This is a genomic window from Brevibacterium picturae (assembly GCF_030453725.1).
In the GTDB taxonomy this organism is placed as follows: domain Bacteria; phylum Actinomycetota; class Actinomycetes; order Actinomycetales; family Brevibacteriaceae; genus Brevibacterium; species Brevibacterium sandarakinum_A.
In genome coordinates this window covers 1-4,333 of sequence record NZ_JAKDJU010000219.1, presented here as the reverse complement: position 1 = coordinate 4,333, position 4,333 = coordinate 1, and the positions used below count along the sequence as shown (strand labels likewise).

General features: G+C 62.6%; 5 protein-coding genes. 1 reads left to right on the top strand and 4 read right to left on the bottom strand.

Going from position 1 to position 4,333, the window contains the following annotated elements:
• The 4 genes from L0G76_RS14445 to L0G76_RS14430 all read right to left on the bottom strand — a co-directional run.
• Window positions 1-421, bottom strand: a 421-nt coding sequence (locus tag L0G76_RS14445; protein WP_304357857.1) for a serine hydrolase domain-containing protein, incomplete at its 3' end; no start/stop codon positions are given.
• Between the two features lie 42 nt (window positions 422-463).
• Entirely contained in the window at window positions 464-1,606 is a 1,143-nt protein-coding gene (locus tag L0G76_RS14440; RefSeq protein WP_304357856.1) for a glutathione-independent formaldehyde dehydrogenase, read from the bottom strand.
• Window positions 1,606-2,022, bottom strand: coding sequence for a GlcG/HbpS family heme-binding protein (locus L0G76_RS14435; RefSeq protein WP_304357855.1), 417 nt, complete (start codon window positions 2,020-2,022; stop codon window positions 1,606-1,608). Before L0G76_RS14435 ends, L0G76_RS14440 begins: the two co-directional genes overlap by 1 nt.
• A gap of 482 nt (window positions 2,023-2,504) precedes the next feature.
• Window positions 2,505-3,083, bottom strand: coding sequence for a DUF421 domain-containing protein (locus tag L0G76_RS14430; RefSeq protein ID WP_304357854.1), 579 nt, complete (start codon window positions 3,081-3,083; stop codon window positions 2,505-2,507).
• Between the two features lie 787 nt (window positions 3,084-3,870).
• On the opposite strand from L0G76_RS14430, the gene L0G76_RS14425 reads away from it, so the two are divergent.
• On the top strand, window positions 3,871-4,333 hold a 463-nt coding region (locus L0G76_RS14425), incomplete at its 3' end, for a DEAD/DEAH box helicase (RefSeq protein ID WP_304357853.1).

The window sequence follows — 4,333 nt, the reverse complement described above, 5'->3', positions numbered from 1 at the left end:
CATAGGGCAGGCCGACCGTGTGTGAGAGCACCTGGGCGACGGTCACCGCTTCCTTGCCGGCTGCCGCGAACTCCGGCCAATAGTCGGCGACGGGAGCGTCGACATCCAGCAGCCCCTGCCCCGCGGCCTTGGCCGCGATGATCGCGACCAGGCCCTTGGTTCCGGAGAAGAACACCGCCAGTGTCCGTTCGTCCCATGCCCTCGCCGAGGTGTCTCCCCGCTTGCCGGCAACACCGGACCTCAGTCGGATGAGCGGTTCACCCGCGCGGTAGACGCTGAACGCCATCCCGCCCTGACACCGGGTGGCGTGGTGACGGAACACCGTCGCCAGCCGGTCGAGAACTCCAGTCCGGAGCAGGCTGTCTGCCCTGCCGTGGTCGACTTCCATCGTGTACGTGCCACCATCTTTGAGGTCGATCATCAGTGGGCAGACAGCTCCTTCAGCTTCGGGGTCTGCTCATCATCATCCCATGCCGGGGTGCAGAACGACCTTGGAATACCCCTCCTCACGGCGATCAAACTTGTCATAGGCGTCGGGAGCGTCCTTCAACGGCAGTTCCTGGGAGACGACGAAGCCGGGTTCGGCGCGACCGGCGATGATCAGATCGCGCAGCCGGTGAGCGTACCGTTTGGCATCGGCCTGACCTGTTCCGATCGACTGTCCCTTCTCGAACAGTCGCCCCATCTTGACCAACAGCTCGCCCTTGGCCGAGTGCTCGTCGGGAGCGCCGGGATCAGAGGGCAGGTAGAGTCCCACAACGCCGATTCCGCCGGTGTGGCGAACTGTGCCCACCAATTGGTTGAGCACCGTGGCCGGCTGCTCTTCACCATTGGCGGCTGTGGCCTGATAGCCCACAGCGTCGACACCACGATCGGTGCCGTAGCCGTCGAGGGCATCAGCAATCTGCTCGACAGGGTCGCCATCGTCGAAGTTGATCGGCTCCGCTCCCAGGCCGCGGGCCAGGTCCAGCCGGTTGGGCACATGGTCGACGACGAAGATGCGACTGGCACCCTTCAGCCGAGCGGAGTAGGCGGCCATGATCCCCACGGGGCCGGCTCCGTAGACGGCGACCGTGTCCCCGGGCTGCACACCAGCCAACTCGGTGGCGTGGTAACCGGTGGGGAAGATATCGGCGAGCATCGCGAAGTCCGTCTCATGCTCATCGCCTGGCGGCAGTGGTACGCAGTTGTAGTCCGCGAAGGGCACACGCAGGTGCTCGGCCTGTCCACCTCCGTAGGGGCCCATTCCGACGTAGCCATAAGCGCCGCCTGCCGTACCCGGTTCGTTGACCGTGAGGCAGAACGCGGACTTGCCTGCGCGGCAGTTGTCACAGAATCCGCAGGCGACGTTGAACGGGAGCACGACGCGGTCGCCGGCCTTGACCCGAGCGACACCTTTGCCCACTTCCTCGACGATGCCCATGTTCTCGTGGCCGAATGTGATTCCGGGTTCGGCATCGGTGCGGCCCTCGTACATGTGCAGGTCCGAGCCGCATATCGCGGTCGAGGTGATGCGGACGAGAACGTCCGTCGGATCCTGGATCACCGGGTCCTTGACGTCTTCGACGGCAATTTCGCGTGGTCCTTTGTACACGACTGCTTTCATCAGGAGATCACCTCCGCGGCCGCCTCGGCGACGGCCTGATCGTTGTCAACGGTGGATCCGCTCACCCCGACGGCACCGATCACGGTGCCATCGCCGAGAGTCAGTGGGATGCCACCGGGGAAGGTGATCAGTCCACCGTTGGAGAATTCGATGTGATAGAGCGGCTGACCCGGCTGCACCGTGGGGCTGAGCTCGGCCGTTTGCATATCGAAGTACCGGGCGGTGCGGGCCTTCTTGATCGAGATGTCGATGCTGCCCAGCCACGCTCCGTCCATCCGGGCGAAAGCCTTGAGGTTGCCGCCGACGTCGACGACGGCGACATTCATCTTCAGGTCCAGTTCGAGTGCTCGTCGTCGGCCTGCGTCAACGACCCCCTGTGCTTGGTCAAGCGAAACATCCTTGATGGTGTTGGTCATGATTGCACTCCTTCCAGACGGTGATCTGTGCAAGACGGTGACTGCCGCAAGACAGTGATCTGTGCAAGCGACCAGAAATCGCCTTCACCGCCATTGTGGACCTGCCGTGCGCAACACGGAACCCCCGTCGGATCGTCTGCTCAACCACGATCAATGTTCTGTGCCGATGACACGGATCCGCCAATGGCCATTCGCCTTCACCCTGGCACTGTTCATCGTTGTCGGCGCTGCTGCCGTGGTCTCGTCTCTCCATCTCCGTTAGGCGCTCAAAGATCTTGGTGGCTGTCTTGTGGCTTCACCTGCCCGGAAACCGGCGCCTACCACAATCCGTGAGATTGCGAAGGAGGAGCGAAATCCACCGGGGCCAGCACATCGGTGCCGGCCTGCTGCGGTTCGATCGACCCCAGCGCCCCGGACGCGGATACTGTGGCCTTCAGCTCCCGGCCGTCTCGGGCAGGCAGCTTCGAATTCTTCTCCTGTGTTCAGCTGTTCTGTGAAGCAAAATGATCGTCGGAGAACAGGTGATCTCGTCCTCTGACACTGACGAACAAATCGGGTTCCATCGGCGGATCCTCGGGGTCTTTCACGAGCACCGATACATCACCAGTCACCTCCAGGATCACCGCTCCGACCTGGTCATAACGGGTCACGCCGGCCAGCCGAAGTTTCGACCGTAGGTCGCTGCGCGTCATCTGCGCGATTGTCAGATGCTCAGACAGCACGTCGCTGCCACTCATCAGCACCAGCGGGCTGTTGTCCACAAGCCGTTCTGGCCCGCGATGGCGCCGCAGCCTGGCCACCACCCATTGGATGACGAACAAGACTGCCATACCGACGACTCCGACCAGAAGCGGAGTACTGCTGTTCAGCGCTGTAGTGGCCACCATGGAGCCGAGGGCCACAGTTGCGGCCATGTCGAAGTTCGTCATCTGTGAGAAGGACCGCAGACCGGCGATCCTGGAGAACAGGATCAATGCCAGATAGATACCGACCGTAGAAATCGCAACAACGACGAGCGTCTGCCACGTCGTACCAAGGTCACTGATAATAATTGGGAACACCTACTCTTCGTTGGAACGAGCCAAGGCGAAATCCACGCCCTGGGCTATGCCTTTGCTTGACGAGATCCTGATCGCTGTGACGGATAGGAGTACCGCGTCACGGCTGGATAGCGCGCAACAGCGTGTTGGCGGGGGCCTTCGAAGATGTAATGTGTTGTCCATCTATGAGGCCCGCACCCACGATGACCGACCCTACGTGGCGAACTCCGACGTATGCCAACCGTCGTGCCTGCCGTCATCGACGTCATGGCGACATTGCTCGTCATCGTCTCGACCATGCTGGTCAGCCGCATCGGAGGAAGAACCGCAGCACGGGGCATGTGACAGGGACCGCGCAGCAGAAGCTCAAGGACACCGGCCGCATCACCAAGCTGCGCTACCAGGATCGCGAGCCGTCGGGCGGCACGACTGGCTGCCTCATATAAGGTTTCCCAGCTCCAGCCCCGGGGCGGGCGCGAGCCTCGAGCCCCACCCCCACATGCCTGCCGCAGACAACCGCTGTCGGACCGAGACCTCTGAGGGATGTATACTGGTATTACCTGCGAACCCAACCTCGGGTTCCCTGCGTCGACAGTACGCCTCCGACTCTGCGGCCGTGAATGAATTCCGGCGCAAGTTTCCGAAGCCGTTTCCTCTCGGCGATCGAGAGCGCCAAACGGCGTTCCCACACCTTGGCCGGAAGCGGATCCCGTCACAATCTTGTGGCATCGGTGAGTTCTCCGGCATGTCGAAGGGCTATTCCATCACTCCCCCACATGACTCCAGCACCAATCACGCCTCCTCCTCCATGAGGCAGAGACGACCATCCGCGCCGAAGGCCACGAGCCCCGAGCCTAGGAAGTCCGTCGCGGACACGACGGATGCCGCTCCGGTGACTTTCACTGAGCTCGGCGTTCCGTCCGCTCTCACCGATCGCCTTCGCGCAGAGGGCAAGACAGAGGCTTTCCCCATCCAGCAGGACACTCTTCCAGACACCTTGAACGGCCGTGACGTGCTGGGCAGAGGCAAAACTGGCTCCGGCAAAACACTCGCCTTCGCCATTCCCATGGCGACACGCCTGGCCGCTTCCGAGTCTGCCGACCGGAAGAAGGGTCGCCTTCCACGAGGCCTCATCCTGGCACCCACGCGTGAACTCGCCACCCAGATCACGAACGTGGTCGAACCGCTGGCCCAGGCCTACGGCATGTCGACCACGACCATCTTCGGCGGCGTGAAGCAGAAGCGCCAGGAGCTCGCCCTCAGTGCAGGAG